Source organism: Microbacterium sp. SLBN-146, assembly GCF_006715145.1.
GTDB lineage: Bacteria > Actinomycetota > Actinomycetes > Actinomycetales > Microbacteriaceae > Microbacterium.
In genome coordinates, this window is sequence record NZ_VFMR01000001.1 from 2,769,161 (window position 1) to 2,795,753 (window position 26,593).

The 26,593-nt window shown below is 67.2% G+C and carries 28 protein-coding genes and 1 tRNA gene; 20 read left to right on the plus strand and 9 right to left on the minus strand.

Annotated elements, in window-relative coordinates:
- Nucleotides 1-17: 17 nt before the first annotated feature.
- A complete protein-coding gene (locus tag FBY39_RS12335) occupies nt 18-641 on the plus strand; it encodes a helix-turn-helix domain-containing protein (RefSeq protein ID WP_141932572.1) in 624 nt (207 codons plus the stop codon).
- Entirely contained in the window at nt 638-847 is a 210-nt protein-coding gene (locus FBY39_RS12340) for a hypothetical protein (RefSeq protein ID WP_141932573.1), read from the plus strand. Before FBY39_RS12335 ends, FBY39_RS12340 begins: the two co-directional genes overlap by 4 nt.
- 14 nt (nt 848-861) lie before the next feature.
- Here FBY39_RS12340 and FBY39_RS12345 read toward each other — a convergent pair whose 3' ends face one another.
- The 5 genes from FBY39_RS12345 to FBY39_RS12365 form a co-directional block, all read right to left on the minus strand.
- Nucleotides 862-1,110 (minus strand): hypothetical protein, encoded by a 249-nt coding sequence (locus tag FBY39_RS12345; RefSeq protein WP_141932574.1) that lies wholly within the window; start codon nt 1,108-1,110, stop codon nt 862-864.
- The gene (gene valS, locus FBY39_RS12350; RefSeq protein ID WP_141932575.1) at nt 1,110-3,692 is read right to left on the minus strand and encodes a valine--tRNA ligase; all 2,583 of its coding nucleotides are present in this window, start codon (nt 3,690-3,692) and stop codon (nt 1,110-1,112) included. The genes FBY39_RS12345 and valS overlap by 1 nt, the downstream gene beginning before the upstream one ends.
- A gap of 85 nt (nt 3,693-3,777) precedes the next feature.
- The gene (locus FBY39_RS12355; protein WP_141932576.1) at nt 3,778-4,590 is read right to left on the minus strand and encodes a MetQ/NlpA family ABC transporter substrate-binding protein; all 813 of its coding nucleotides are present in this window, start codon (nt 4,588-4,590) and stop codon (nt 3,778-3,780) included.
- A 41-nt stretch (nt 4,591-4,631) separates the two neighbouring features.
- Entirely contained in the window at nt 4,632-5,303 is a 672-nt protein-coding gene (locus tag FBY39_RS12360; RefSeq protein WP_141932577.1) for a methionine ABC transporter permease, read from the minus strand.
- Nucleotides 5,300-6,043, minus strand: a complete 744-nt coding sequence (locus FBY39_RS12365) for an ATP-binding cassette domain-containing protein (protein ID WP_141932578.1) — start codon at nt 6,041-6,043, stop codon at nt 5,300-5,302. The genes FBY39_RS12360 and FBY39_RS12365 overlap by 4 nt, the downstream gene beginning before the upstream one ends.
- Before the next feature lie 116 nt (nt 6,044-6,159).
- On the opposite strand from FBY39_RS12365, the gene FBY39_RS12370 reads away from it, so the two are divergent.
- The 5 genes from FBY39_RS12370 (at nt 6,160) to ndk (ending at nt 12,422) form a co-directional block, all read left to right on the plus strand.
- On the plus strand, nt 6,160-6,573 hold the full coding sequence (locus tag FBY39_RS12370; RefSeq protein WP_141932579.1) for an OsmC family protein: 414 nt from the start codon (nt 6,160-6,162) through the stop codon (nt 6,571-6,573).
- Nucleotides 6,574-6,823: 250 nt separating this feature from the next.
- Entirely contained in the window at nt 6,824-10,222 is a 3,399-nt protein-coding gene (gene ileS, locus FBY39_RS12380) for an isoleucine--tRNA ligase (protein ID WP_141932581.1), read from the plus strand.
- Complete coding sequence (locus FBY39_RS12385) at nt 10,219-11,571, plus strand: folylpolyglutamate synthase/dihydrofolate synthase family protein (protein WP_141932582.1); 1,353 nt, start codon at nt 10,219-10,221, stop codon at nt 11,569-11,571. The genes ileS and FBY39_RS12385 overlap by 4 nt, the downstream gene beginning before the upstream one ends.
- On the plus strand, nt 11,568-11,969 hold the full coding sequence (locus FBY39_RS12390; protein ID WP_313901703.1) for a DUF4233 domain-containing protein: 402 nt from the start codon (nt 11,568-11,570) through the stop codon (nt 11,967-11,969). The genes FBY39_RS12385 and FBY39_RS12390 overlap by 4 nt, the downstream gene beginning before the upstream one ends.
- Before the next feature lie 39 nt (nt 11,970-12,008).
- Nucleotides 12,009-12,422 carry a nucleoside-diphosphate kinase gene (ndk, locus tag FBY39_RS12395; protein WP_141932584.1) on the plus strand — a complete coding sequence of 138 codons (414 nt, stop codon included), beginning with the start codon at nt 12,009-12,011 and terminating at the stop codon, nt 12,420-12,422.
- A gap of 6 nt (nt 12,423-12,428) precedes the next feature.
- On the opposite strand, the gene FBY39_RS12400 is transcribed toward ndk, so the two are convergent.
- Nucleotides 12,429-13,028 carry a vitamin K epoxide reductase family protein gene (locus tag FBY39_RS12400; protein ID WP_141932585.1) on the minus strand — a complete coding sequence of 200 codons (600 nt, stop codon included), beginning with the start codon at nt 13,026-13,028 and terminating at the stop codon, nt 12,429-12,431.
- Between the two features lie 287 nt (nt 13,029-13,315).
- On the opposite strand from FBY39_RS12400, the gene FBY39_RS12405 reads away from it, so the two are divergent.
- A complete protein-coding gene (locus FBY39_RS12405) occupies nt 13,316-15,583 on the plus strand; it encodes an Rne/Rng family ribonuclease (protein ID WP_141932586.1) in 2,268 nt (755 codons plus the stop codon).
- Nucleotides 15,584-15,586: 3 nt separating this feature from the next.
- Here FBY39_RS12405 and FBY39_RS12410 read toward each other — a convergent pair whose 3' ends face one another.
- Nucleotides 15,587-15,859 carry a DUF4031 domain-containing protein gene (locus FBY39_RS12410; RefSeq protein ID WP_141932587.1) on the minus strand — a complete coding sequence of 91 codons (273 nt, stop codon included), beginning with the start codon at nt 15,857-15,859 and terminating at the stop codon, nt 15,587-15,589.
- 215 nt (nt 15,860-16,074) lie between these two features.
- Between FBY39_RS12410 and rplU the strand changes: the two genes are divergently transcribed.
- The 10 genes from rplU (at nt 16,075) to FBY39_RS12460 (ending at nt 22,849) form a co-directional block, all read left to right on the plus strand.
- Entirely contained in the window at nt 16,075-16,383 is a 309-nt protein-coding gene (gene rplU / locus FBY39_RS12415) for a 50S ribosomal protein L21 (RefSeq protein WP_186336952.1), read from the plus strand.
- 20 nt (nt 16,384-16,403) lie between these two features.
- Nucleotides 16,404-16,661, plus strand: coding sequence for a 50S ribosomal protein L27 (rpmA, locus tag FBY39_RS12420; protein ID WP_141932588.1), 258 nt, complete (start codon nt 16,404-16,406; stop codon nt 16,659-16,661).
- Nucleotides 16,662-16,746: 85 nt separating this feature from the next.
- Complete coding sequence (gene obgE, locus FBY39_RS12425; protein WP_141932589.1) at nt 16,747-18,255, plus strand: GTPase ObgE; 1,509 nt, start codon at nt 16,747-16,749, stop codon at nt 18,253-18,255.
- Complete coding sequence (gene proB / locus FBY39_RS12430) at nt 18,252-19,103, plus strand: glutamate 5-kinase (RefSeq protein ID WP_260837921.1); 852 nt, start codon at nt 18,252-18,254, stop codon at nt 19,101-19,103. The genes obgE and proB overlap by 4 nt, the downstream gene beginning before the upstream one ends.
- Nucleotides 19,103-20,362 carry a glutamate-5-semialdehyde dehydrogenase gene (locus FBY39_RS12435; RefSeq protein WP_141932591.1) on the plus strand — a complete coding sequence of 420 codons (1,260 nt, stop codon included), beginning with the start codon at nt 19,103-19,105 and terminating at the stop codon, nt 20,360-20,362. The genes proB and FBY39_RS12435 overlap by 1 nt, the downstream gene beginning before the upstream one ends.
- Nucleotides 20,363-20,417: 55 nt before the next feature.
- Nucleotides 20,418-20,642 (plus strand): hypothetical protein, encoded by a 225-nt coding sequence (locus FBY39_RS12440; protein WP_141932592.1) that lies wholly within the window; start codon nt 20,418-20,420, stop codon nt 20,640-20,642.
- A gap of 11 nt (nt 20,643-20,653) precedes the next feature.
- Nucleotides 20,654-21,250: a nicotinate-nucleotide adenylyltransferase gene (gene nadD / locus FBY39_RS12445; RefSeq protein ID WP_141932593.1), complete on the plus strand. Its 597-nt coding sequence runs from the start codon at nt 20,654-20,656 to the stop codon at nt 21,248-21,250.
- The gene (locus FBY39_RS12450) at nt 21,247-22,329 is read left to right on the plus strand and encodes a hypothetical protein (RefSeq protein ID WP_141932594.1); all 1,083 of its coding nucleotides are present in this window, start codon (nt 21,247-21,249) and stop codon (nt 22,327-22,329) included. Before nadD ends, FBY39_RS12450 begins: the two co-directional genes overlap by 4 nt.
- Entirely contained in the window at nt 22,326-22,703 is a 378-nt protein-coding gene (gene rsfS, locus FBY39_RS12455; RefSeq protein ID WP_141932595.1) for a ribosome silencing factor, read from the plus strand. Before FBY39_RS12450 ends, rsfS begins: the two co-directional genes overlap by 4 nt.
- Nucleotides 22,704-22,773: 70 nt before the next feature.
- Nucleotides 22,774-22,849, plus strand: a tRNA-Ala gene (locus FBY39_RS12460).
- A 301-nt stretch (nt 22,850-23,150) separates the two neighbouring features.
- Here FBY39_RS12460 and FBY39_RS12465 read toward each other — a convergent pair.
- Together FBY39_RS12465 and FBY39_RS12470 are read right to left on the minus strand one after the other, a co-directional pair.
- Nucleotides 23,151-24,389, minus strand: a complete 1,239-nt coding sequence (locus FBY39_RS12465) for an RNA polymerase sigma factor (protein WP_141932596.1) — start codon at nt 24,387-24,389, stop codon at nt 23,151-23,153.
- A 20-nt stretch (nt 24,390-24,409) separates the two neighbouring features.
- Nucleotides 24,410-24,829, minus strand: coding sequence for a YciI family protein (locus FBY39_RS12470; RefSeq protein ID WP_141932597.1), 420 nt, complete (start codon nt 24,827-24,829; stop codon nt 24,410-24,412).
- 143 nt (nt 24,830-24,972) lie between these two features.
- On the opposite strand from FBY39_RS12470, the gene FBY39_RS12475 reads away from it, so the two are divergent.
- Both FBY39_RS12475 and FBY39_RS12480 read left to right on the plus strand, forming a co-directional pair.
- Entirely contained in the window at nt 24,973-25,449 is a 477-nt protein-coding gene (locus FBY39_RS12475; protein ID WP_141932598.1) for a VOC family protein, read from the plus strand.
- Nucleotides 25,446-26,576: a sorbosone dehydrogenase family protein gene (locus tag FBY39_RS12480; RefSeq protein ID WP_260837938.1), complete on the plus strand. Its 1,131-nt coding sequence runs from the start codon at nt 25,446-25,448 to the stop codon at nt 26,574-26,576. The genes FBY39_RS12475 and FBY39_RS12480 overlap by 4 nt, the downstream gene beginning before the upstream one ends.
- Nucleotides 26,577-26,593 lie beyond the last annotated feature (17 nt).

Below are 26,593 nucleotides of genomic sequence, written 5' to 3' on the forward strand. Positions count from 1 at the left end.
ACTGCTAGCGTCGTCGCATGGCCGAGGACAGGACGCCCGCGAACGCACTCGAAGCGCATCGTCGCGACGACCGCGTCCTCGACACCGGCGCCTTGCGGGCTCTCGCCCACCCGCTGCGGGTGCGCATGTACGACATCCTGAGTCAGTACGGACCCCAGACCGCGAGCTCACTCGCGGAGCGGCTGGGGGAGTCGAGCGGCTCGACGAGCTATCACCTCCGTGCTCTCGCGAAGCACGACCTCATTCGCGAGGTCGCTGACCGCGGCACGGCTCGCGAACGCTGGTGGGAGAGGCCAGAAGGAGGCATCTCATTCGCGAGTCCCGAGGCGATGGACACACCGGCCGGACGCTCCGCGAAGCAGCTCGTGATGGTCGAGTTCCTCCGCAACCGCAACGAGCAGCTTCTCGACTACGCCACGCGCGGCATCGAGCAGGAGGACGAGGTTTGGCGCGACGGGTCGATCATCTCGTCAGCGACGACACGGCTCACCGCTGAGCAGGCGCAAGAGCTTTCCGCCAAGATCATGGCACTCATCGACGAGGCGGTCGAGAACCATCGCCACCAATCGGGCGAGGGAGTGCGACCGGTCACGATCCGCGCAGATCTGTTCCCACTCCCGCCGATCGGAGACCCGTCATGACCGCTGTGCACGCAACAGGTGTCGCCGCTCGGGCGACGCGTCTCGAGCGTCTGATCCTCGGGCTCGCAGCGAGCATCGAGCGCGCCGTGACCGCGCATGTCGAGCGACGCTCAGGACGGGTCGCCCGTGTCGCGCTCTACGACGAGATGCTCGATGTGCAGACCGATGCCCGCGCTCTCGGCAGCATCGGAATGCTCCCTCGCTGAACCAGGCCCGCGGATCAGGCGAAGGCGTCGCCGCCGTCGTAGGTGACCTCGGCGACGCCGTCGGCGTTCAGGCTCACAACGACGCCTGTATCGAGTTCCGCGATCGGCCGGCCCTCGAGCCACGTGAGCGTCCACCGTGGACGTGGCTGCCCGAGTTCGTCGAGCGGAATCGCCTCATCGACGGCGCGGATGCCCACGGCAAGCGCCTCCGGCACTGCCGCAGGCAGCTGCGCTCCGGATGTCCATCTTGTTCCGAGTTGCATCATGCCTCCTCGACGGGCGCGAGCTCGACATCACTCACGACGATCTGGTCACCTTCGCTGTATCGGATCTCGGCGATCCGACCCACCGCTTTGAGGTCGCCTTCGGCGAGCCGGATCGCCGCGAGGGCGACAGGCGGGGCGGCGATTGCGAGCTTCGCGACCGGCGTCTTCTGCGACGCCTTCGCCTCGGTCTTCGCACGCCGGATGCCGATGAGGGCTTCGCTCACCGTCGTGAGGACGCCCGGGTCACCGTCGATGCCGAGCGGCTCGGGCCACGCGGCCGTGTGCACCGAGCCCTCGTTGAACCACGACCACGACTCCTCCGCCGCGAACGAGAGGACGGGCGCGAACAGGCGCAGAAGCGTCGACAGGGCCGTCCTCAACGCGAGGGCCGCAGACGCCTGGCCGACATCCGTCCGGTCGTACGCGCGTTCCTTCACGAGCTCGAGGTAGTCGTCGCAGAAGGTCCAGAAGAACGACTCCGTCAGCTCCAGTGCGCGCGCGTGGTCATAGCCGTCGAAGGCCTTCGTCGCCTCGCGAACGACGGTGTCGAGTGTCGCGAGCATCGAGGCGTCCAACGCGTGTGTGATCCGCGCGTCTTCCGGAACGGGGAAGGACAGGACGAACTTCGATGCGTTGAGCACCTTGATCGCGAGTCGACGCCCGATCTTGACCTGCGTGGGGTTCTGCGGGTCGAAGGCGGCGTCAGCGCCCAGGCGGCTCGATGCCGACCAGTATCGGACGGCATCCGTGCCGTGCTGGTCGAGGATATCGGCGGGCGTCACGACGTTGCCCTTGGACTTCGACATCTTCTTGCGGTCCGGGTCGACGATGAATCCCGAGATCGCGGCATCCGTCCACGGCGCCCGATCGTCTTCGAGGGCACTGCGCAGCATCGTCGAGAAGAGCCATGTGCGGATGATGTCCTGGCCCTGAGGGCGGAGATCGAACGGTGCGACGAGCTCCCACAGGTCTTCATCCCTCTGCCAGCCGCCGGCGAGCTGGGGCGTCAACGATGAGGTGGCCCAGGTGTCGAAAATGTCCTTCTCGCCCTCGAAGCCGCCGGGCACACCACGATCCGCCTCGGAGTAGCCGGGGGGAACATCCGTCGTCGGGTCGACCGGCAGCGCTGCGGCATCCGGCGTCAGGACACTCGAGTAATCGCGTTCCCCGTTCTCGTCGAGCGCGTACCAGACCGGGATCGGGACGCCGAAGAAGCGCTGCCGCGAAACCAGCCAGTCGCCCGTGAGCCCTCCGACCCAGTTCTCGTAGCGGACGCGCATGAAGTCGGGATGCCACGCCATGCTCTTGCCGAGCGCGATGAGCCTCTCGCGGAGCGACTCATCGCGAGCGCCGTTGCGCACGTACCACTGCCGTGTCGACACGATCTCGAGGGGGCGGTCGCCCTTCTCGAAGAACTTCACGGCGTGCGTGAAGGGTTTCGGGTCGCCGTCGAGCTCGCCGGATGCGCGGAGGAGGTCGACGATCGCCTTCTTGGCGCTGAAGACGGTTTTGCCGGCGATCTCGGCATATGCCGCCTTTGCGGCATCCGTCACGATCGCATCAGGAGCTTCGGCGATGACACGTCCGTCCTTGCCGAGGATCGTGCGGTTGGGGAGATCGAGCTCCCGCCACCAGACGACGTCGGTGACGTCGCCGAACGTGCAGATCATCGCGATGCCCGAGCCCTTGTCCTTCTGCGCGAGCGGGTGCGCGAGGACGGGCACCTCCACGTCGAACAGCGGCGTGCGGACGGTCGTGCCGAAGACGGGCTGGTAGCGCTCGTCGTCGGGGTGCGCCACGAGCGCGACGCACGCGGCGAGCAGCTCGGGTCGCGTCGTCTCGATGTGGATGTCGCCGGAGCCGTCGGTCTTGTGGAAGGCGACACGGTGGTACGCCGCCGGCTGATCCCGGTCTTCGAGCTCGGCCTGGGCGATCGCCGATCGGAAGTCGATATCCCACAGCGTCGGTGCGAGCGCCTGGTACGCCTCGCCGCGCTCGAGGTTGCGGAGGAAGGCAAGCTGGCTCGTGCGCATCGTGTCGTCGGAGATCGTGCGATAGGTCTGGGTCCAGTCGACGCTCAGACCGAGCTGGCGGAACAGAGACTCGAACTGCTTCTCGTCTTCGAGCGTGAGACTCTCGCAGAGGTCGATGAAGTTCCGTCGGCTGATGGGAATCTGGTCCGCCGCCTTGGAGGACTTGTTGTCGCCGCCCTCGTACGGGGGAGTGAAGTCGGGGTCGTAGGGGAGCGAGGGGTCGCAACGCACCCCGTAGTAGTTCTGCACTCGACGCTCGGTGGGAAGGCCGTTGTCGTCCCATCCCATCGGGTAGAAGACGGTCTTGCCGCGCATCCGCTCGTACCGCACCTTTACATCCGTGTGCGTGTAGCTGAAGACATGGCCGATGTGAAGAGATCCGGATGCCGTCGGCGGAGGCGTGTCGACCGAGTAGACACCGGCCCTGCCCGATTCGGCGGCGCGGAGGCGGTCGAAGAGATACGTTCCGTCCTCACGCCACCTGGCATCCCACTTGGCCTCCAGACCTTCGAGAACGGGCTTGTCGGGAATCTGCGCGTCGGCCATCGAGGTCTCCTGGCGATATGTGCGGCACTGTGTGAGCGTGCCTGAGTGTGCGATGCGCTGACGATTCTACCCGGCCGGGCCTGTCTCAGAATGCGGCTTCGATCGACGGGTTGCCATCGATGACGTCTCGCACGACGTCGCTCGTGAACGCCTTTCGGAGCGCCTCCACGGTCTCTGGATCGACATCCGCTCCGACGACGAGCTGCAGAGCGAAGCGGTCGTCGAGCTCCGTCAAGAGACCGTCCTCTTGAGGTGTGAGGCCGAGAGCCGCGATATGAGAGGGCCACTGGAAGACCAGGTCCGCCTCCTCGTAGGCCGTGTTGAGCTGTGCGATTTCGACTTTCAGGAACTGCAGGTCTCGCGGGTTGGCGGTGATGTCGTCGACCGTTGCGGCGTACGGGTCGATCGACGGATCCAGAGTCACGAGTCCGTTGTCGGCGAGCAGCTTCAGCGCCCTGCCGGCGTTCGACGCGTCGTTCGGAATGGCCACGCGGGCACCGTCCGGCAGATCCGCGATGTCGTCGACTGTGCGCGAATAGAACGCGATGACGAAGTTGTAGACCGGCTGCACGGCGGTGAGCGACGCGCCGTTCTTCTCGTTGAACTCCTGCATGTAGGGCTCGTGCTGAGAGAAGCTGGCCTCGATATCGCCCGAACCGAGCATCGAGTTCACGGTCACGTAGTCGGTGATCGTGAGCGGCTCGATCTCGTAGCCGTCCTCGATCTGCGCGGCTGCGGCCGCGACGATGTCCGTCGCCGGCGACGTGACGGCCGCGACGCGAATCGTCACAGTGTCGCCGTCGCCTGAGCCGGAGGAAGTGGATCCACTCGCGCATCCGGCGAGGAGTGCGGCGGCTCCGAAGAGGGCGGCGAGACGAAGAAGACGTTGCGAGGTCATGGGAGTGCTCCGTGGATCGGGGTGGGAGGGGGATGGGGGAGTCAACGGTGGTCGAGCCGCGTTGCCAGGCGGTATCCGAATGCCTGGATCGCGAGAACGATGACGAGGATGACGAGGATCGTCGTGTACATGAGGGCGTAGTCGTACTCCTGGTAGCCGTAGCGCATCGCGAAGTCCCCGATGCCGCCGCCGCCGACGACGCCGAGAACAGTGGAGTACGAGATCAGGCTGATCGTGGCCGATGTCAGGGCGTAGACGAGGCCGGGCCGGGCCTCGGGCAGCAGCACCCGGAACATGGTCTGGGGGAGGCTCGCGCCCATCGTCTCGGCGACGCGCAGGATGCCGGGACGGATCTCGCGCAGGATCTGCTCGACGAGACGGGCGTAGATCGCGACAGCGACGAAGCACAACGAGAACGTGGCGGCCGGCGTGCCGAACGTCGTGCCGTACACGAGACGAGTGAGCGGCACGAGGAAGACGACGAGGAGCAGGAACGGGAAGGAACGGATGACGTTGATGTACAGGTTGCCGAGAGTGAACACGACCCGATTGCGGGCGATGCCCTGAGGGCGCGTGAGGAAGACGAGGGTTCCGAGCGGCAGCCCGAGCAGCACGGCTGCCGAGAGGGAGACCCCGATCATGTAGCCGGTCTCGCCCAGTGCGGCCAGAAGCTCCGGGCCGTGCTCTCCGAGCGTTGCGCCGAGATCGCTCATGCGCCGAGGGCCCTTCGCGCGCGGTCCAGGTAGGAACCGTCCTGCCCGCCTCCGCGGGAGCGCACGGTCAGAACGTCATGCAAACGCCCCCGCTCGAACAGCGCGACGCGGTCGCAGATCGCGCGGACGACATCGAGATCGTGCGTGACGACCACGACCGTCGTGCCCAAGCGATCGCGCGCGTCGACGAGGACGCGCAAGATGTCGTCCGCTGTCGTGGCGTCGAGCGAGGAGGTCGGCTCGTCGCAGAGCAGGAGCTCCGGACCGGCGGCGAGGGCGCGTGCGATCCCGACCCGCTGCTGTTGGCCCCCGCTCAGCTGCGCGGGAAAGTGATCGGCCCGATCGGCGAGCCCCACGAAGGCGAGCATGTCGTGGGCGGTGTCCTGCTCGGCACGTCGTGTCGCTCCCGTCGGCCGCGTCTTGCGCGCGAGTTCCAAGGGGAGACGCACGTTCTCGAGCACAGTTCGGTTGCTCAGCAGGTGCACGCCTTGGAAGACGACTCCGATGCGACGCCGGAAACCGCGCAGCTCCCGCCCCTGCAGCTCGCCGACCGACCGGCCGAGAACGCGCAGCTTTCCCGCGCTCGGCGTGATCGATCCCGCCAGGAGGTCGAGGAGCGTGGTCTTGCCCGCGCCGCTCTCTCCGATCACGCCGAAGATCTCCCGATGACCGATCCGAAGATCGACACTCTCTAAGGCTGCAAGGCCGCCGTCGGTGTAGCGCTTCCAGACGCCGATCATTTCGACGACCGGCCCCGAAGGGGTGTTCGCAGACAGGGGGACCTCTTCCGATGCAGACTCCCGGGCGATGCAGACTCTCGGGCGAATTGTTGTATGCAGTCCAATATACTTGCCGAATGAGCGCGAGGTATCGGACGAAGGCCACGAACCGCGACGGCGGTACGGGGATCACGCGTATCGACGGAGGGCTCGCCGTGGCGGTGTGGAACCCCCTCGACCCCGCGGCCGATCCTGACGCGAGCAACCCCGAGCAGCTCCTGGCGCTCGCGTGGTCCACGTGTCTCAACGCGACCGCCCAAGCGATCGTCGGCGGCGAACGGGCCACAGCCGTGAGTGTCGAGGTGGAGTTGCACGAGGCGGTGGACCGCGTCGGCTACGAATTCCACGCCACCGCCTTCGTGTCGGCGGAAGGGCTCGATGTCGACGACACGCGGTCGCTCGCGGAGGCGGCGCATCAGCGTTGTCCGATCTCCCGACTTCTGCACTCGGCGACGACGGTCTCGGTCGAGCCCGCTCCCTACGCCGCCTGACTGCGCGGTCGGACTGCGAGGGGGACCGCGCGGTAGGACTGCGCGGCGGTATGATCGTCTGCAGCAGCGCTGAGCCGGCCATCACCGGGGAGCTTTCGGAAGAACAGGGCCTCGGCCCCCATTAGAACCGAACGGGGCAGGCCCGTCACAGCCGCAGTGAGAGTGGCCCGCAAGGGCACGCGGGGTGGTACCGCGGTTTCCCGCCAGGGGAGTCGTCCTCGCAGGAGCATCCGCAACCTGCTGGAGAGACATGACGTACCCCAAGACCCCTGACGGCACTTCCTTCGGCCCTGTCGTGCCGAGTCCTCGACTTCCTGAGATCGAGCGGGAGACGTTGGCGTTCTGGAAGGACGACGACACCTTCCGGGCCTCTATCGCGAACCGCGAGGGCGCCGAGGAGTGGGTGTTCTACGACGGCCCGCCCTTCGCGAACGGACTCCCTCACTACGGTCACCTCCTGACCGGCTACGCGAAGGACGTCTTCCCCCGCTTCCAGACCATGCGCGGCAAGCGAGTCGACCGGGTGTTCGGTTGGGACACGCACGGGCTCCCCGCGGAGCTCGAGGCGATGAAGCAGCTGGGCATCACCGAGAAGACCGAGATCGAGGCCATGGGCATCGATGTCTTCAACGCGAAGGCGCGCGCATCCGTACTCGAGTACACGCACGAGTGGGAGGACTACGTCACGCGGCAGGCCCGATGGGTCGACTTCGCACGCGGATACAAGACGCTGGACACGTCCTACATGGAGTCGGTGCTCTGGGCGTTCCAGACCCTCTACGACAAGGGCCTCGCGTACGAGGGCTATCGAGTGCTGCCCTACTGCTGGCGCGACGAGACGCCGCTGTCGACGCACGAACTCCGCATGGACGACGACGTCTACAAGATCCGACAGGATCCGTCGGTCACGGTGACCTTCCCGCTCGTCGGTGCCAAGGCCGAGGCACTCGGCCTCACGGGCGTCCGTGCGCTCGCGTGGACGACGACTCCCTGGACGCTCCCGACGAACCTCGCGCTCGCGGTGGGGCCTGCGATCCGTTACGTGGTCGTCCCGGGAGGCGACGCCGGCGCGGCAGACGTCAGGGAAGGCGACGAGCCTTTCGAGGCGACGGCACACCGCTACCTCTTGGCAGAGGACCTGCTCGCCGGCTACGCGAAGGATCTCGGCTACGAGTCAGCCGATGCCGCGCGCGACGCCGTCGAGCGCACGGTGCTCGGATCCGAGCTCGAGGACGTCTCCTACGATCGCCTGTTCGACTACTACGCGGATGCCGCGACGTGGGGCACCGAGAATGCCTGGCGGATCCTCGTCGACGACTACGTCACGACCACCGACGGTACGGGGATCGTGCATCAGGCACCGGCCTACGGCGAGGACGACCAGCGTGTCACCGAGGCGGCCGGCATCCCGCTCATCATGAGCCTCGACGACGGCGGGCGGTTCCTGTCCTCCGTCACGGACGTTGCCGGCGAATTGTGGATGGACGCCAATACCCCGCTCATCCGGCTCCTCCGCCAGCGAGGACGGCTCTTGCGCCTCGCCAGCTACGAGCACTCGTATCCGCACTGCTGGCGGTGTCGGAACCCCCTCATCTACCGCGCCGTGTCGAGCTGGTTCATCCGGGTCACCGCGATCAAGGACCAGCTGCTCGCGAACAACGAGCAGGTCACGTGGGTGCCGGAGAACGTCAAGCACGGCCAGTTCGGGAAATGGCTCGAGGGCGCTCGCGACTGGAGCGTGAGCCGCAACCGGTACTGGGGTTCGCCCATCCCGGTGTGGAAGAGCGATGATCCGGAGCACCCTCGGATCGACGTGTACGGGAGCCTCGAGGAACTGGAGCGCGACTTCGGTCGACTCCCGGTAGACCCCGACGGGAACGTCGATCTCCACCGCCCGTACATCGACGAACTGACGCGACCGAATCCCGACGATCCAACGGGACGCTCGACGATGCGCCGCATCGAGGACGTCTTCGATGTGTGGTTCGACTCGGGGTCGATGCCCTACGCGCAGGTGCATTACCCGTTCGAGAACCACGAGTGGTTCGACGAGCACGCACCCGCCGACTTCATCGTGGAGTACATCGGCCAGACGCGCGGCTGGTTCTACGTCATGCACGTGCTCTCCACGGCGCTGTTCGACCGTCCCGCCTTCACGGGGGTGTCGTGCCACGGCATCGTGCTCGGCAGCGACGGGTACAAGATGTCGAAGTCGCTCAAGAACTACCCCGACGTCTCCGAGGTTTTCGATCGCGACGGGTCCGACGCCATGCGCTGGTTCCTCATGTCGTCGTCGGTTCTCCGCGGAGGCAACCTCGTCGTCACCGAGGAGGGCATCCGAGCGGGCGTCCGTGAGTTCCTGCTTCCGCTCTGGAGCGCATGGTACTTCTTCTCCACGTACGCCAATGCGGCAGGCGGCGCAGATGGCTCGGGATACGAGGCGACGTGGCGGACCGACTCGACCGACGTCCTCGACCGGTACATCCTCGCGCTCACGGGGGATCTCGTGCGCGGCGTGGCGGAGGACCTCGAAGGACTCGATTCGACGACCGCCGCAGCGAAACTCCGCGACTTCGCCGAGGCCCTCACGAACTGGTACATCCGGCGTTCGCGCGATCGATTCTGGGTCGGTGCGTCCGAGGATCCGAAGAGCCGCGAGGCCTTCGACACGCTGTACACGGTGCTCGAGACGCTCACGCGCGTCGCCGCTCCGCTCATCCCGCTCGTATCGGAGCGCGTGTGGCAGGGCCTGACGGGCGGGCGCAGCGTGCACCTGGAGGACTGGCCGGACGCATCCGCGTTCCCCGAGGCCACCGACATCCGCTCCGCGATGGATGCCGTGCGCGAGGTGTCGAGTGTCGCGAACGCCCTCCGCAAGAAGGAGGGCAAGCGCGTCCGACTCCCGCTGCCCCTCCTCACCGTGGTCGCCGAGGACGCGGCATCCCTCGCTCAATTCGATGACATCCTCCGCGACGAACTCAACGTCAAGGCGCTCGAACTCGTGGAGCTGGAGGATGAGACAGCACGCTCCTACGGAATCACGCATCGGCTCTCCGTGAATGCCCGCGCTGCCGGTCCGCGGCTCGGCCGCGATGTACAGCGCGCCATCCAGGGGGCGAAGTCGGGTGATTGGTCAGAACAGGACGGCGTCGTGGTGTCCGGTGGGCTCCCGCTCGAACCGGGGGAGTACGACCTCGTCCTCGAAACGTCCGGGCGACCCGAGGGGGAGGCCCTCGCGCTCCTCGGAAGCGGCGGATTCGTGCTGCTCGACACGACGACGACTCCTGCACTCGAAGCGGAGGGCTTCGCTCGCGACATGGTGCGCGCCGTGCAAGACACACGCAAGGCTGCGGGCTTCGACGTGAGCGACCGCATCGCTCTCCACCTCGGATTCGACGACGCCGAGGAGGCGGCGGTCTTCACCGGAGCGAGCGGTTCGGTCAACTCCGAGCTGATCGCAGGCGAGACCCTCGCGACGCTCTTCACGACGTCGACACGGGGCGTGGACGACCCGGCTGCGGTCGCAGACGCGTCGGGCCAGGCGAGTCTCGGCTTCACGCCGGAGCATGTCGGAGTCGTCGCGCCGAAGACCTATGCCAACCGCGGTGCCGTCCATATCGCCGTCGCACGTCAGGAGGCTTCGTCATGAGCGATCGCGATCGCGCTGACGCCGTATACGCCGCGCTGCTCGCGCGACAGGGCGAGCAGTGGGTGCAGCCCCGCGTAGAGCGCACAGCGCGCGTGCTGGAGCTCCTCGATGACCCCCAGAAGACGTACCGCGTCGTGCACGTGACGGGGACCAACGGCAAGACATCCACGGCCCGGATCATCGAGAGCCTCGTGCGTGCCCATGGACTGCGGACGGGACTCTTCACGAGCCCTCACCTCGAGCGGTTCACGGAGCGCATCCTCATCGACGGTGAACCCATCTCGGATGCCGCGGTGGCGGATGCGTGGGACGAGATCGAACCCTTCGTCGCGATCGTCGACGCTGAGCTGGAATCCCGCGACGACGCTGCACTGACGTTCTTCGAACTGCTGACGGTCCTCGCCTTCGTCGCGTTCGCCGACGCGCCCATCGATGTCCTCGTGCTGGAAGTCGGCATGGGCGGCACGTGGGACTCGACAAATACGGCGGATGGCGACGTCGCGGTCTTCGGCCCCATCGACATCGACCACACCGACCGTCTCGGTGAGACCCTCGTCGACATCGCCGCCGTCAAGTCCGGGATCATCAAGGATGGTGCGGCAGTCGTTTCTGCACGTCAGCAGCCCCAGGTCGCGTCCATTCTCCGAAATGTGGCCGCGTCGAAGGGCGCAACCATCGCCTTCGAGGGCGAGGAGTTCGCCCTCGCATCGCAGGCTCTCGCCGTCGGCGGGCAGGCCATCACGGTGCGCGGCCTCGCCGGCGTCTACGAGGACGAGTACCTGCCGCTCTACGGCGCTCATCAAGGATTCAACGCGGCACTCGCGATCGCGGCCGTCGAGTCGCTCGTCGGCGGCGCGGGCCAGGCGATTTCGGGCGACGTTCTCGCCGAGGGACTCGGTCAGACGACGTCGCCCGGAAGGCTCCAGCTCGTCGGGACTCAGCCGACGGTGCTCCTGGACGCGGCGCACAATCCGCACGGCGCTCGCGCTCTCGCATCAGCGCTGCGGGACTCCTTCGACTTCGACGACTGGGGTCTCGTGATCGGCGTCCTGGGAGACAAGGATGCCGCGGGAATCCTCGCTGCCCTCGCTCCGCTCGCGACCCATGTCTTCGCGACCGTTCCCGATTCGGTTCGGGCGACCGACGCCGACCGCATCGCGGACATCGCGGAGACGCTCGAGCTTCCCGTGACGGTGCACGACGATCTCGGATCGGCGTCGGAAGCGGCGCGCGAGTGGGCGTCGGCATCCGATCGCCGCGCCGTCGTCATCGCGGGCTCGGTCGTCCTCGCCGGGGAGGCGCTCGCGCTGTCGACGGCGGAGGACTGGAAGGCCGGGTGGGAGTCGTGAGCGACGCACCGGCAGCGCGCCCACGCCGTGTGCGCGGGGCGGCCGAATCGCTCGCGTCGATCGTGCTCGCTTTCGAGTCGGTCATCGTCTTCCTCGCGGGACTCGTGGTCTTCGGCCTCGACGCGCTCCCTGCCGGAATCGAACCGTGGTGGGGGATCGTCGTGGGTTCGGTCCTCGCCGTCCTCATGATCGTCACGGGCAGGTTCGTCCGCTACACGTGGGGCATCGCCCTCGGCTGGGCGCTGCAGGTCGTCGTCGGATTCGGCGCGTTCCTCGAGCCCGCCATCGGGCTCGTGGCTATCGTTTTCGGGGCGCTGTACGCATATGCGACCATCAAAGGCAGCGCCCTGGATCGGCGGAACGCTCGCCTGAGGGACGAGCATCCCGACAACAACTGACCCGCGCACGCACGACACGAACGAAACGGAACATCTGTCATGGCCACTGAAGAAACTCTCGTCCTCGTCAAGCCCGATGGCGTTGCTCGCGGACTGACGGGCGCGATCCTCTCCCGTATCGAGGCGAAGGGATACGCTCTCGTCGACATCCGCCTCGTCGAGCCCGACCGTGCACGTCTCGAGCGTCACTACGCCGAGCACGAGGGCAAGCCGTTCTACGAGCCGCTGCTCGAGTTCATGATGTCGGGTCCTTCCGTCGCGATCCGTCTCGCGGGCAACCGGGTCATCGAGGGGTTCCGGTCGCTCGCCGGCACGACCGACCCCACGACGGCCGCTCCCGGCACGATCCGGGGCGACCTCGGCCGCGATTGGGGTCTCAAGGTCCAGCAGAACCTCGTGCACGGCTCCGACAGCCCCGAGTCGGCGGCACGAGAACTGGAGATCTGGTTCTGACCCGCCTCAGAACGTGCTGAGGACGTCGAGCCTCAGCTGGGCGATGAGAGCGACGATCGCGTAGCTGACGACGGCGAGGAGCGGCACCCACCCCATGAGGCGATCGGCCGCGCGTCGCAGCCCCGAGGGTGCGGGAAGGATCCCTGCGCGAAGCACGTGGAGAGTCACGGCGTAGAAGGTCGGGATGACGACGACCCACGTCACCATGCACCACGGGCAGAGCGTGTGGAGGTCGAAGATGCTCTGGCTGATGAGCCAGATGACGAACCCGAACGCGAACGTCACGCCCGCGAGGAAGAGCAGCCAGAACCAGCGGGCGAAGCGCGCGCCAGCGAGGATCGCGGCACCGACGACGATGGGGGCGACCCATCCCGTGAGCCCGAGGATCGGGTTCGGGAAGCCGAAGACGCTTCCCTGCCACGACCCGAGGTTGGCGCTGCACTGAACGAGGAAGCTGAAGTCGCAGCCCGCTGCGGCGTCCGGATCGGCGAGCTGGGCGAAGCGCTCCATCGTGAGCGAGAATGCCGCCCACCAGCCGACGACTCCGGCCAGAATCAGCCAGACGGCCATCGCGGTAGGTCGGGTGCGTGTCTGCGGTTGAGGCATATCTCGGATTATCTCAGCGACCCGCCGTGCACAGGCCCCACGACCTCCGGGAAAAACCTGCGCGGGCACGGCGTGCGCAATCCGGCAGGAGAAGTGCGATAATGAACCGGATGCTCCGCGGCCGCGCCGCAGCAGCATCACCGAAGACTTCAGGGCGATGATCGCCCGACGCAGCGCGAGCCCACGAGCCCGCTGCAGACCGAGTGAGTTCGCGGCACCGCAGGTGCGGCGCCGCACGAGATTTCGCCGGGCGACGCGCGGAGCCGCCCGCAGGGAGTGCGCCAGTGATGGCTGATGAGAAGAATTCAGACAATGACCAGCAGTCCGAGCAGGACGATGCGGTAGCGAACGAGAGTTCCGCTGCGGGCACCGAGCCGAACGGCACCGAGCCGAACGACACCGAGCCGAACGACACCGAGGCGGTCGTCGCGTCGGACCCGACGCACGACGACACGCACGAGCCGGAGACGGCAGGCAGCGGCGACGACGAACCCGAGCGCGCGCCGGAGGAGCCGAAGCCGTTGACGGCGGTCGCACTCGGTCTCCTCCCCGAGACGTTCGTTTCAGCGGTCTCGACGACACTGCACTTCTACGCCCCCGAGGTTGCACCGCTTCCGCCGCGTCCTGGACACCGCCAGGCACCGCCCGAGGAGCAGACTCAGCAGCAGCCGGGCTCCTCGCCGCGCCGTCGCGGTCGGCGCCGCGGGGGAGAGCAGCAAGATGGCGCGTCCGAGACGACGGAGCAGAGTCCCGCGCACAGGCAGAGGGCTGTCGAGTTCATCACGGAGCCCCAGCGGATCAAGGGCTCGACGCGGTTGGAGGCGAAGAAGCAGCGCCGACGTGACGGTCGTGAGGCGGGTCGTCGTCGTGCCGTCGTCACCGAGGCCGAGTTCCTCGCGCGGCGCGAGTCGGTCGACCGCGTCATGGTCGTCCGTTCCAAGAACGGCCGTGTGCAGATCGGTGTCCTCGAAGACGATGTGCTCGTCGAGCACTACGTCGCCCGCAACCAGGACGCCTCGCTCATCGGAAACGTCTACCTCGGCCGCGTCCAGAACGTGCTGCCGAGCATGGAGGCCGCCTTCGTCGACATCGGACGTGGGCGGAACGCGGTCCTCTACTCGGGTGAGGTGGACTGGGATGCCGTCGAGACGGGCAACCAGCCGCGGCGGATCGAGCTGGCTCTCAAGAGCGGCGATCGCGTGCTCGTGCAGGTCACGAAGGATCCCGTCGGGCACAAGGGAGCCCGTCTGACGAGTCAGATCTCGCTCCCCGGGCGCTACCTCGTGTACGTGCCGGGCGGAGCGATGAATGGCATCTCCCGGAAGCTCCCCGACACCGAGCGTGCGCGCCTGAAGAAGATCCTCAAGGAGGTTCTTCCCGAATCGTCCGGCGTTATCGTCCGCACGGCGGCCGAGGGTGCGACAGAGGATCAGCTCACGCGTGACGTCCAGCGGCTCACGAATCAGTGGGAGCACGTCTCGAAGCAGGTCGAGACGATCCAGGCGCCTGCGCTCCTGCATTCCGAGCCGGATCTGCTCGTCAAGATCGTCCGCGACGTCTTCAACGAGGACTTCACCAAGATGCTCATCCAGGGCGAGGACGCGCACGCGACAATCACGTCTTATCTCGCGAGCGTCGCGCCCGATCTCCTCGAACGCGTCGAGGTCTACGAGAGCGATGTCGACCCCTTCGACGCCTACCGGATCACGGAGCAGATCGAAAAGGCGCTCGACCGCAAGGTCTGGCTTCCCTCGGGCGGTTCGCTCGTCATCGACCGGACCGAGGCCATGACGGTCGTCGATGTCAACACGGGCAAGTTCGTGGGCTCGGGGGGAAACCTCGAAGAGACCGTCACGAAGAACAACCTCGAAGCCGCTGAAGAGATCGTCCGCCAGCTGCGGCTGCGCGACATCGGCGGCATCATCGTCGTCGACTTCATCGACATGGTGCTCGAATCCAACCGTGATCTCGTGCTGCGGCGTCTGATCGAGTGCCTCAGCCGCGACCGGACGAAGCACCAGGTCGCCGAGGTCACGTCGCTCGGACTCGTGCAGATGACGCGCAAGAAGCTCGGCCTCGGGCTTCTCGAGACCTTCAGCGAGCCGTGCGATGTCTGCGCCGGGCGCGGAGTCATCGTTCACCACGACCCCGTCGTCAAGCACCGGTCCGCTCCTGCGAGCTCGCAGGGAGGCCGTCGTCCGCGCACGCAGAACCCTCAGACCAACGGAACTTCGGGGACGCACGTCATCACGGAGGGCGTCAAGTCCGCACTCGCTCAGATCGCGGCCTCGACAATCCACCAGCCTGAAGACCAGGCCGAGCCCGTGGTGGTCGTCGATGAGGTCGTCGAGCAGACGCCCGCCGAGCGACCCAAGAAGCCGCGCAAGAAGCGCGAGGCTCCTGCGAAGCAGCCGCGCACCGAAAAGGACGTTCTGCTGGACTCCGTGCTGAGCGCGCTCCCGGAGCCGAAGGCACCGGGTCAGGGGCGTTCGCGTCGGCGCGTGACGACGGCGGCCCTCACCGGGACGCCCGTCTCACCGTCGTCGGAGGACTGACCTTCATCGACCCCGACGCTCGCGCGCTGTCACACGCAGTCCAGAGGCGATGAGTCTGCGCACGAGTTCGTGGCCGTCGACGTGTTCGGCGCCGGCCACGATGAGGCGCGCGTGGGCGTCGTCGGGTACGTCGTAGTGATCGAGATCGAATCCGCGACGGGGGATGCCGTTGGCGGCCGCGAAGGCATGGAGCTCGTCGAGGTCGCGGTCGCTCACGAGGTGCGCCCACAGTCGCCCGTGGGCGGGCCAGAGCGGGTCGTCGATCAGGATCGTCACCCCGCGATCATATTCAGGGATGCCGCGACACGGCCTGCTCTGCTTTTGCCGGATTCACCGGCATCGGGTAAAGTAGTCCTTTGGTGCGTCCCGTACCGCAGGCCCATGGCGTGCGGCGACAAGCTCGGCAGCCCGTTCGAGCCGTCCGCATCGAAGACTTCCCAGTCTCACAAAGACAACCGGAGCAGTCCGCTCCCAGACGAAACAGGTGTGAAGTGGTTTACGCAGTTGTGCGGGCCGGTGGCCGGCAGGAGAAGGTGGAGGTCGGCACGATCGTCGTCCTCGACCGTCAGGCCGCGAAGATCGGCGACTCGATCGAGCTCCCGGCTGTCCTCCTCGTCGACGGCGACGCCGTGACGACCGACGTCGACAAGCTCGCGAAGGTCACGGTCACGGCCGAGGTGCTCGGTGAGCTCCGCGGACCGAAGATCGTGATCCAGAAGTTCAAGAACAAGACCGGGTACAAGAAGCGTCAGGGTCACCGCCAGGACCTCACCCGCGTCAAGATCACCGGCATCAAGTAAGTCCAGGAAGAGACGCAGAGATGGCACACAAAAAGGGCGCAAGCTCCACCCGCAACGGTCGTGACTCCAACGCACAGCGCCTCGGGGTGAAGCGCTTCGGCGGCCAGCAGGTCCTCGCCGGCGAGATCATCGTCCGTCAGCGCGGCACGCACTTCCACCCCGGCTCCAACGTTGGTCGCGGCGGTGACGACACCCTGTTCGCGCTTGCGGCGGGTGCTGTCGAGTTCGGACACAAGGGCGGCCGCAAGGTCGTCAACATCGTCGCCGCCGCGGAGTGATCCACGGCGAAGACGACAGTCTTCAGCGGAAGGGGCGGGCTCTGGCTCGCCCCTTTCGCATTGCCCCGATTTAAGGAGGATGCGCATGGTCACGTTCGTCGATCGAGTGACGCTGCACCTGCGCGCCGGCAAGGGCGGCAACGGCTGCGTCTCTGTGCGTCGTGAGAAGTTCAAGCCCCTGGCCGGGCCCGACGGAGGGAACGGCGGTCACGGTGGCGACATCGTGCTCGTCGCCGACCCACAGGTGACGACGCTGCTGTCGTACCACCACTCGCCCCATCGCACCGCCGAGAACGGTGGATTCGGTATGGGCGATCACCGGTCGGGCGCAGCGGGCGAAGACATCGAGCTCAGCGTGCCGGTCGGGACGGTCGTCAAGGACGCCGACGGCGAGGTGCTCATCGACATGATCGAGCCCGGCATGAGGTTCGTCGTGGCTCCCGGTGGTCTGGGCGGTCTCGGCAATGCCGCGCTCTCTTCGCCCAAGCGGAAAGCGCCCGGCTTCGCGCTGCTCGGCACTCCCGGGTGGGAGGGCGATGTTCAGCTCGAACTGAAGACCGTCGCGGATGTGGCTCTCGTCGGCTACCCGTCCGCGGGCAAGTCGAGTCTCATCGCCGCGATCTCCGCTGCCCGTCCGAAGATCGCCGACTATCCCTTCACGACCCTCCACCCGAACCTCGGTGTCGTCCAGGCGGGCGACGTGCGCTACACCGTCGCCGACGTCCCCGGGCTCATCGAAGGCGCCAGTGAAGGCCGGGGGCTCGGGCTCGAGTTCCTGCGTCACGTCGAGCGCTGCACGGCACTCGTGCACGTCCTCGACTGCGCGACGCTCGAACCCGGACGCGATCCCCTCAGCGACCTCGAGGTGATCCTCGCCGAGCTCGCCGCCTATCCCGTCCCCGAGGGGCAGATTCCGCTCCTGGAACGTCCTCAGCTCGTCGCCCTCAACAAGATCGACGTGCCTGAAGCGCGGGATCTGGCCGAACTCGTCCGTCCCGACCTGGAGGCCCGCGGGTTCCGCGTGTTCGAGATCTCGACAGTGAGTCGCGACGGCCTTCGCCCCCTCACCTTCGCGCTGGGCGAGATCGTCGCTGCGCACCGCGCAGAGCTGGCAGCGGCGCCCGCGCCGGAACGCATCGTGATCCGTCCCAAGGGCGCCGTGAAAGAAGTCACGGTCCGCGTGGAGGGCGGGTCGTACGGAACGTTCTACCGCCTCCTCGGCGAAAAGCCGGTGCGATGGGTCCAGCAGACCGATTTCCAGAACGAGGAAGCGGTCGGGTACCTCGCAGATCGACTGGATCGGCTGGGAGTCGACGACGTGCTCTTCCGGGCGGGCGCCACTCCCGGCGCGACGGTCGTCATCGGTGAGGGTGACGGCATCATCTTCGACTGGGAGCCGTCGATGACGTCTGCCGCCGAGGTCATGACGGCACCCCGAGGCACCGACCCGCGGCTCTTCCAGAACAACCGCCGGACCTCCTCGCAGCGGCGTGAGGAATATCACGAGCGAATGGATGCCAAGGCCGAAGCCCGCGCCGAGTTGGAGGCCGAGCGCCTCTCCGCTACCGGATGGGACACCGAGGAGGACAAGTGACCGCATTCGAGCGGGACGACATCCGCACCGTACGCCGGATCGTCGTCAAGGTGGGTTCGTCCTCGATCTCGGGCGATGCCGCTCACCGCATCGACACGATCGTCCAGGCGATCGCCGCGGCGCACGACAACGGCACCGAAGTGGTGCTCGTCTCCTCGGGTGCGATCGCAACGGCGATCCCCTTCCTCGATCTCGGCGGGCGACCCAACGACCTCGCGACACAGCAGGCTGCTGCAGCCGTGGGGCAGAACGTCCTGATGTGGCGCTACCAGACCTCGCTCGACAGGTTCGACATTCTCGCGGGCCAGGTTCTCCTCACGGCGGGTGACCTCGAGAACGCCACTCCGCGGTCGAACGCGCGCCGCGCGATGGAGCGTCTTCTCGGACTGCGAATCTTGCCGATCGTGAACGAGAACGACACCGTCGCGACCCACGAGATCCGTTTCGGCGACAACGACCGGCTCGCCGCTCTCGTTGCCCAGCTCGTCGGTGCGGACGCACTCGTGCTCCTCAGCGACATCGAGTGCCTCTACACACGACCCCCGGGCGAGCCGGGTGCGACGCCCATCCATCGGGTGGCGTACGGTGACGACCTCGACGGGTTCGAGTTCGGCTCGGTCGTCGTCAACAGCGTCGGGACGGGCGGAGCGGCGACGAAGGTCTCCGCCGCACGGCTCGCGACGGCATCCGGAATCGGCGTGTTGGTGACGAGCGCCGACCGGATCGCGGACGCCCTCTCCGGGTCCGACATCGGCACGTGGTTCGCCCCGAACCCCGAACCCGCGACCTCGACGACAGGTCCCGTGCGTACGGCAGCGGCCACACTTCCCGCCGATAAGCTGGGCTGATGACCACCATCGCGACGACGGCTCGTGACCGCATGCTCTCGGCGAAGGAGGCCTCGCGGTCGATCGGCCTCCTCGACGATGCGACCAAGCGCGACGCGCTGCTGTCGATCGCCGACGCCATCGAGTCCGCCGCATCCTCGATCGTCGCTGCCAACGCCGAGGACCTCGAACGCGGACGAGCGACGGGGCTCTCATCCGCCCTGCAGGATCGACTCCGACTGGATGCGCCCCGCGTTGCTTCGCTCGCGGCCGCCGTGCGCGACATTGCGGAGCTTCCCGACCCCGTGGGCCGCGTGCTCGACCGCCGCGTGCTCGAGAACGGCGTGGAGCTGACGAAGGTCGCGGTCCCGTTCGGTGTCGTCGGCTCCATCTACGAAGCCCGGCCCAACGTGACGGTGGACATCGCCGCGCTGGCTCTGCGGTCCGGCAACGCTGTCGTCCTGCGCGGCGGCACGGCAGCCGAGCGCACCAACGCCGAGCTCGTACGCGTCATGCGCGCAGCGCTGGCCGAGAGGGGCATCGATCCCGAAGCCATCCAGACCGTTGATGAGTTCGGCCGCGACGGCGCCAAGGAGCTCATGCAGGCTCGTGGCATCGTCGATGTCCTCGTGCCCCGTGGCAGCGCGCAGCTCATCGAGACCGTCGTCACCGAGTCGTCCGTTCCCGTCATCGAGACCGGTGCAGGGGTCGTGCACATCGTGCTCGATGAGACCGCTCCGCTGGACTGGTCGCGCGACATCGTCGTGAACGCGAAGGTCCAGCGTCCGAGTGTCTGCAACGCCGTCGAAACGGTGCTCGTGCATCGGGCCGCAGTATCCCGACTCGTTCCCACCGTCCTCGAGGGTCTTCACGCCCAGGGCGTCGTGGTGCACGGTGACGAGGACATCGCGTCCTTCTCGTCGGACGTCGTCCCAGCGACCGACGAAGACTGGGCCACGGAGTACTTGGGACTCGAACTGGCGATGCGTGTCGTTGACGATCTCGACGACGCGCTCGCGCACATCCGGAAGTACTCGACCCACCACACCGAGTCGATCATCACGCAGGATGACGCCCACGCGGCACGATTCCTGGCGGAGGTCGATTCCGCCGTCGTCATGGTGAACGCCTCGACGCGTTTCACCGACGGCGGAGAGTTCGGGTTCGGTGCCGAAGTCGGAATCTCGACGCAGAAGTTGCACGCACGCGGACCCATGGGGCTGAGCGAGCTCACGAGCACCAAGTGGCTCGCGCGCGGCTCAGGACAAGTCCGCGCCTGACCACCTAAACTGGACGCGCGCCCGCGTCCGCGAGTGAACCCCGAACGGAGTCCGCATGTCCCTCGTCACGATTCTCGCCTTCGCCGCTGAGGAAGCCGAGCACACCGGCAACGTGCAGCTCGAGACCCTCTGGTACGGCGTGGTGGCGATCGTCGTGTTCGCTGCGCTCGGACTCGTGACGGCGTCGTACCGCAACGTTGCCAACCGCCATTCAGCCAAGGCCGAGGCATACGCGAAGTCGCATGCGAACGAGGTTCAGCGCTCCGGGCACGGCCACTAGGCCGCAACTGCATGTCGGCGACGCGCGCTCCGCGGATCGGGGTCATGGGTGGGACGTTCGATCCCATCCACCACGGCCACCTCGTCGCGGCGAGCGAAGTCGCCGAGTCTTTCGGTCTCGACGAAGTCGTCTTCGTTCCTACGGGTGAGCCTTGGCACAAGACCGTTGTCACCGAGAGCGAGCATCGCTATCTCATGACGGTGATCGCGACCGCGTCCAACCCGCAGTTCACGGTGAGTCGAGTAGACATCGACCGCACGGGGCCGACGTACACGATCGATACTCTTCGCGACCTGAAGGCGCAGCGTCCGGACGCCGACCTGTTCTTCATCTCCGGCGCAGACGCCGTAGCGCAGATTCTCAGTTGGAGGGACCATGATGAACTGTGGGAACTCGCCCACTTCGTCGCCGTCTCTCGGCCCGGTCATGTTCTGAACATCTCGGGGCTGCCGACCGACGATGTGAGTCAGCTCGAGATTCCCGCCCTGGCGATCTCGTCGACCGACTGCCGTGATCGCGTGCGGGACGAGAAACCCGTGTGGTACCTCGTCCCCGACGGGGTCGTCCAATACATTGCGAAGCACCACCTCTACCGGAGCAAGGAATGACTGAACCCGAGCACCCGGACACACCGCTGACCCGCAAGCAACTGCGCGAGCTGCGGAAGACCGGCGCGACCCCCGTCATCGTTCTCGATGACTCCGCCGCCGACCCCGCTGACGATCCGACCCCGGTCATCGAATCCGCGCCGGAACCTGAGCCGACGCCCGCCCCGCTCCCGCGACCGGCGGAGCCGGCGGCGGTGGGTCCTGCGCCGATCGCGGACGCCGATGTCGACCTCGGCGTCGCGCCGCTGACCCGCCGCCAGGCGCGACAGCAGGAGCGCATCCGCACCGCCTCGGTGCCCGTCATCACACCCGACCTCGCAGCTGCGCACGCGGCATCCGTCTCGGCGATCATCAGCGAGTCGTCCGTGCCGGTCGCATCCGGACCGATCGACTCGGTTCCGCAGTCGGCACCGGCGACAGAGGACCACCCCGTCGAGGAGTGGTCTCCGCCCGAAGACCTCGACACGATGCAGCATGAGGCCCCCGACGTCGAGGTGCCCTCGACGGACCCGGGGCGCGCCCTCGAACGCGATGTCGACGAGGACCCCGAGCTTGACGCCGAGGCACCGGTCGACGAGGTCCGACCCATCGTCAATCCCGCGCTCGGCGAAGACCTCATCGCCGGCGAGCCCGTTCAGATCGATCTGCCGCCGTCGTTCGACCAGCTGCTCGCGCGCGGGTCGACCGGTTCCGTGGGAACGCCGAACGCCCTCATCCTCTCTCAGACGACGGGAGACCTTCCGATCACCTCCGTCACGGCGACGGGTGAAGTGATCATCACGGGCACCTTCAACCTGCCCGAGGGACTCGGCTCGACGGGGCACGCGCCGGGTACGGCTGATGGCAAAGACGTCGACGCGGTCCTCATCGACGGCGAGCTGCCCGCACATTCGTCTCCCACGCCGATCGCCGCGAGTGCTGCCATCAGCACCGTCAAGAGCGCGGGAGACGTCATCAAGCCGCCGGTACCCGAGAAGGGCAGCCGGCTCATGATGTGGCTCGCGATCACCGCGGGAGCGTTGTTCCTCGCACTCGCCGGCGTCCTCATCGTGGCGATCGTGAATGGAGTCTTCTCATGACGGCAAGTGAACAGTCCCACGAGATGGTGCGGATCGCCGCTGCGGCGGCGGACGCCAAGGGCGGGGAGGACCTGCTCGCGCTCGACGTGTCGGGTCCGCTCCCGCTCGTCGACGTCTTCCTCCTCGTCACCGGGCGGAACGAACGCAACGTCGCCGCGATCGCCGATGAGATCGAAGAGAAGCTCCTCGAAGCCGGCCACAAGCGCCTCCGGCGCGAAGGTCGCTCGGAAGCACGCTGGATTCTCCTCGACTTCGGTGATCTCGTCGTGCACGTCTTCCACGAGCAGGAGCGCGTGTACTACGGCCTGGAGCGTCTGTGGAAGGACTGCCCGCTCGTCCCGATCGAGCTTCCCGAACACTCGTCCGCGGAGTGACCCGAGTTCGAGGCACGCTTCCCTGTGTAGTAAGCTAGGGGAGTTGCCTCGAGCGATCGAGGAAGCGTCTGGGCCTGTGGCGCAGCTGGTAGCGCACCTGCATGGCATGCAGGGGGTCAGGGGTTCGAGTCCCCTCAGGTCCACCAATTTCTCATCGAGATCATGCGCATCGCGTGATGCTCGGCAGCTCCCTCATGTTGAGACCGCCATGTCTCCAACGGGTGCTGCCACGTCGTCCATGAGTCCCGCGTCAGCGACGGCACGCGCTGGGCCGCTGTCCTCCGCGGTGCCGCCGCTCTATACGCCGAGAAGAACCCAACTGCTGCCGGAGGCGCCCGAGATCGACGGATCGCGTCTTCTCGGCGACGAGGGATGACGTGGTCTCGGCGCCGGATGACGAAGAGACCATGCGGGCGGGCCACGTGATGCGGCAGGGCTCCTGCGGCATCACGTGAGCGAGGCGGCCTTCTCCCGAAGCACCCTCTGCTGAGCCGCGTTCGTCGTGAGGCGTGCAGCTTCCAGAAGCTCCACGCGGGCCTCATCGGCGCGCCCCGCGCGAGCGAGAAGTTCTCCCCGCACGCTCGGCAGAAGGTGCGACCCGCGAAGCGCACCGCGATCACGGAGAGCATCCACGATCGGCAGCGCTTCGGCGGCGTTCGACGACATCGACACTGCGACAGCGCGGCTCAGCTCCGCGATCGGGCTGGGCGACACCCGAACCAGCGTCTCGTACAGCGCGACGATCTCCTCCCAGTCCGTGTCATCGACGCTCGCCGCGACCGCGTGGCGCTCGGCGATCGCCGCCTGGAGTGCGTACGACCCGCGACCGTGGCCGCGCGCGGCGGCTGCGGCATCCGCTCTTCCCAGGATCGCGATCGCCCGCGCGATCTGGCCGCGGTCCCACCTGCTGCGATCCTGGTCGGCGAGCGTGACCGCCGCGCCCGCCGACTCACGTGCCGCGAACCGCGACCGCTGGAATTCCATGAGAGCGAGGAGGCCAAGGGCCTCCGGCTCCCGGGGCAGGAGACTGACGACGACACGACCGAGCCGGATTGCTTCGTCCGCCAGGTCGGGGCGTATCCATCGGTCTCCCGCGGTGGCTGCGTACCCCTCCGTGAAGACGAGGTAGATGACCCCGAGAACCGACCCGAGTCTGTCTCGCCACTCGCCCGGATCGGGCGTCGCGAACGGGATGCGGGCGGCACTCAGCGTCTTCTTGGCGCGTGTGATCCGCGCCTGGACCGTCGGCGTCTCGACGAGCAGCATCCTGGCGATCTCCGCGCTGGTCAGCCCGCCCACCACCCGGAGCGTCAACGCCACTTGCGATTCCCGTGACAGCGCGGGGTGGCAGGCGGTGAAGACGAGCCGCAGGACGTCGTCGTCGATGGGCTCCCACTCCTCGTCGGACGCTTCGTCGAGCGAGCGCCCGATCTGGACGTACCGCTCGTTCAGCCGTTCACGCCGCCGCCACGCGTCGATCGCTCGTCGCGTCGCCACCGCCGTGAGCCAGGCTCCGGGGTTGACGGGCACGCCGTCGCGCGGCCATGCGGCCAGAGCCTCGGCGACGGCGTCCTGCGCGACGTCCTCGGCGAGGCCGAGGTCGCCGGTCATCTTGGCCACGGATGCCGTGATTCGCGGTCCTTCGATGCGCCAGACGGCCTCGACCGTACGCCGTGTGTCATCCATCGCCGTATCGGATCCCGCGGTCACTCCGTGCCGAGCTCCGCCCGCCACTCCTTCTCCTTCTGGATGTATTCGTTGTCGGCGAACTGCTCGAAGTCGGCGTCTTCTTGGACTCGGCGCACTTCGAGCTTGTTGCCAGGACCGAGTGGACACCGCTTGGCCCACTCGATCGCTTCGTCGGCGGTCGCGGTCTGGATGATCCAGAAGCCGTTGAAGAGCTCGTGCACCTCACCGTAGGGTCCGTCGCTGACGATCGGCGCGTCGTCGCTGAAGTCGACGACGTAGCCGGGTTCGGGGGAGAGACCCTCGCCCGCGACGATGACGCCCGCCTTCATCATGGACTCGTTGTATGCGCCCATCGCGTTGATGACCGCTTCGAAGTCCATCTCGGCGTAGCGGTCGACGGCTTCCTGCGTCGCCCTCATGATCAGCATGTGCTTCATCTCGTTCTCCCTGTTCGGCGGGGGTGCGATTCCCCCTTTCACTATTGCGTCGAATGGACAGCAGCGGAATCGACATGCCCGGAGAGTTTCTTTCACAGGTCGCCGGGCTTGTGCCGGAACCCCTCCTGGGCGAGCCTGGGACCATGAGCATCGTCACGCCCTTCCTCTGGTTCGATGACGACGCCGAGGAGGCGATCGCCTTCTACACCCGCATCGTGCCGCGTTCCGAGATCGTCGCCATCACGCGGTACCCCGAAGGCACTCCCGGCCTCGGCGGGAAAGTGATGCACGCGCACTTCCGCCTAGACGGCGCCGACTACTTCGCGATGGACGCGGGGCCGCAGTATCCGTTCACGGAGGCGATCTCCCTGCACCTGACATGTGCGGATCAAGACGAGGTGGACCGCTACTGGGACGCGTTGGTCGCCGATGGGGGCGTCGAACAGCCCTGCGGCTGGCTGAAGGATCGGTGGGGTCTGTCATGGCAGATCATCCCCGCTCGGCTCGCGTCGCTCATTCAGGATGCCGACGCTACGCGTGCGCACCGCGCGGTCCAGGCGATGCTCTCGATGCACAAGATCGACATCGTCGCCATCGAAGCGGCGGCGGATGCCGCATGACATGGTTCCGGATGCCGCGTGCCGCCGCCGCGGTGATCGCCGTCGCCGTCGTGGCATCTGGATGCGCCGCTTCTCCGACCGCTGAACCGCCTCCGCCCACCTCGCCGCGCCCCACGTCCGAACCTACCGGCACCGCAACACCGCCGCGGTCCGGTTCCTGGACGACGGGTGGCGCGGCGAATACCCTCGTCGGCGGGCTCGCCGCTCCGTGGTCGGTCGTTCCGCTCCCCGACGGTGGGGCTCTCATCTCGGAGCGGGACTCCGGGATCGTCCGCGAACTCACGACAGACGGCTCACTGCGCACGGCAGGCACCGTACCCGGGGTCGTGTCGGGAGGAGAATCCGGACTTCACGGACTCGCGCTCCTCGATGGCGAGACGCCGTGGCTCTACGCCTATCACGGCACCGCCGACGACAATCGCGTCGTACGCATGGCGCTGACGGGCCCAGCGGGCGCACTCACGCTCGGTGACGTCGAGGTCGTCTACGACGGCATCCCGCGCGCGAGCACACACAACGGCGGTCGGATCGCGTTCGGCCCCGATGATCTGCTCTACGTCGCGACAGGTGACGCACAGAATCGTGATGCCGCGCAGAACGTCGATGCTCTCGGCGGCAAGATCCTCCGGCTCACCCCCGAGGGCGACGCGGCACCGGGAAATCCCTTCGAATCCGCCGTCTGGTCGTACGGGCATCGCAACGTCCAAGGCATCGCGTGGACCTCCGACGGCACGATGTGGGCGAGCGAGTTCGGACAGAACACGTGGGATGAGCTCAACGTCATCGAGCCGGGAGCGAACTACGGGTGGCCCGTCGTCGAAGGAGTGGCGGAGGATTCGCGCTTCATCGATCCCGTCGTCGTCTGGTCGCCGTCCGAGTCGAGCCCCAGCGGGATCGCCGCTGTCGGAGAGACGGTCTTCGTCGCGGGACTGCGCGGCGAGCGACTGTGGCGCTGGGACGCGGCATCGGGAACGCTCGACACCGTGTTCTCCGGGCAGGGCCGCCTCCGCGATGTCATCGAAGGACCCGATGAGAGTCTGTGGGTGCTCACCAACAACACGGACGGCCGGGGCGCACCACGACCAGAGGACGATCTTCTCGTCCGTCTGCCTCTCGCGGCGGGCTGAAGGATGCCGAGGCGACA

Bases quoted from the DNA above. Each gene is read 5' to 3' on its own strand.
- FBY39_RS12335 (WP_141932572.1), top strand. From the start codon at position 18: ATGGCCGAGGACAGGACGCCCGCGAACGCACTCGAAGCGCATCGTCGC.
- FBY39_RS12340 (WP_141932573.1), top strand. From the start codon at position 638: ATGACCGCTGTGCACGCAACAGGTGTCGCCGCTCGGGCGACGCGTCTC.
- FBY39_RS12345 (WP_141932574.1), bottom strand. From the start codon at position 1,110: ATGCAACTCGGAACAAGATGGACATCCGGAGCGCAGCTGCCTGCGGCA.
- valS (WP_141932575.1), bottom strand. From the start codon at position 3,692: ATGGCCGACGCGCAGATTCCCGACAAGCCCGTTCTCGAAGGTCTGGAG.
- FBY39_RS12355 (WP_141932576.1), bottom strand. From the start codon at position 4,590: ATGACCTCGCAACGTCTTCTTCGTCTCGCCGCCCTCTTCGGAGCCGCC.
- FBY39_RS12360 (WP_141932577.1), bottom strand. From the start codon at position 5,303: ATGAGCGATCTCGGCGCAACGCTCGGAGAGCACGGCCCGGAGCTTCTG.
- FBY39_RS12365 (WP_141932578.1), bottom strand. From the start codon at position 6,043: ATGATCGGCGTCTGGAAGCGCTACACCGACGGCGGCCTTGCAGCCTTA.
- FBY39_RS12370 (WP_141932579.1), top strand. From the start codon at position 6,160: ATGAGCGCGAGGTATCGGACGAAGGCCACGAACCGCGACGGCGGTACG.
- ileS (WP_141932581.1), top strand. From the start codon at position 6,824: ATGACGTACCCCAAGACCCCTGACGGCACTTCCTTCGGCCCTGTCGTG.
- FBY39_RS12385 (WP_141932582.1), top strand. From the start codon at position 10,219: ATGAGCGATCGCGATCGCGCTGACGCCGTATACGCCGCGCTGCTCGCG.
- ndk (WP_141932584.1), top strand. From the start codon at position 12,009: ATGGCCACTGAAGAAACTCTCGTCCTCGTCAAGCCCGATGGCGTTGCT.
- FBY39_RS12400 (WP_141932585.1), bottom strand. From the start codon at position 13,028: ATGCCTCAACCGCAGACACGCACCCGACCTACCGCGATGGCCGTCTGG.
- FBY39_RS12405 (WP_141932586.1), top strand. From the start codon at position 13,316: ATGGCTGATGAGAAGAATTCAGACAATGACCAGCAGTCCGAGCAGGAC.
- rpmA (WP_141932588.1), top strand. From the start codon at position 16,404: ATGGCACACAAAAAGGGCGCAAGCTCCACCCGCAACGGTCGTGACTCC.
- obgE (WP_141932589.1), top strand. From the start codon at position 16,747: ATGGTCACGTTCGTCGATCGAGTGACGCTGCACCTGCGCGCCGGCAAG.
- FBY39_RS12435 (WP_141932591.1), top strand. From the start codon at position 19,103: ATGACCACCATCGCGACGACGGCTCGTGACCGCATGCTCTCGGCGAAG.
- FBY39_RS12440 (WP_141932592.1), top strand. From the start codon at position 20,418: ATGTCCCTCGTCACGATTCTCGCCTTCGCCGCTGAGGAAGCCGAGCAC.
- nadD (WP_141932593.1), top strand. From the start codon at position 20,654: ATGTCGGCGACGCGCGCTCCGCGGATCGGGGTCATGGGTGGGACGTTC.
- FBY39_RS12450 (WP_141932594.1), top strand. From the start codon at position 21,247: ATGACTGAACCCGAGCACCCGGACACACCGCTGACCCGCAAGCAACTG.
- rsfS (WP_141932595.1), top strand. From the start codon at position 22,326: ATGACGGCAAGTGAACAGTCCCACGAGATGGTGCGGATCGCCGCTGCG.
- FBY39_RS12465 (WP_141932596.1), bottom strand. From the start codon at position 24,389: ATGGATGACACACGGCGTACGGTCGAGGCCGTCTGGCGCATCGAAGGA.
- FBY39_RS12470 (WP_141932597.1), bottom strand. From the start codon at position 24,829: ATGAAGCACATGCTGATCATGAGGGCGACGCAGGAAGCCGTCGACCGC.
- FBY39_RS12475 (WP_141932598.1), top strand. From the start codon at position 24,973: ATGAGCATCGTCACGCCCTTCCTCTGGTTCGATGACGACGCCGAGGAG.
- FBY39_RS12480 (WP_260837938.1), top strand. From the start codon at position 25,446: ATGACATGGTTCCGGATGCCGCGTGCCGCCGCCGCGGTGATCGCCGTC.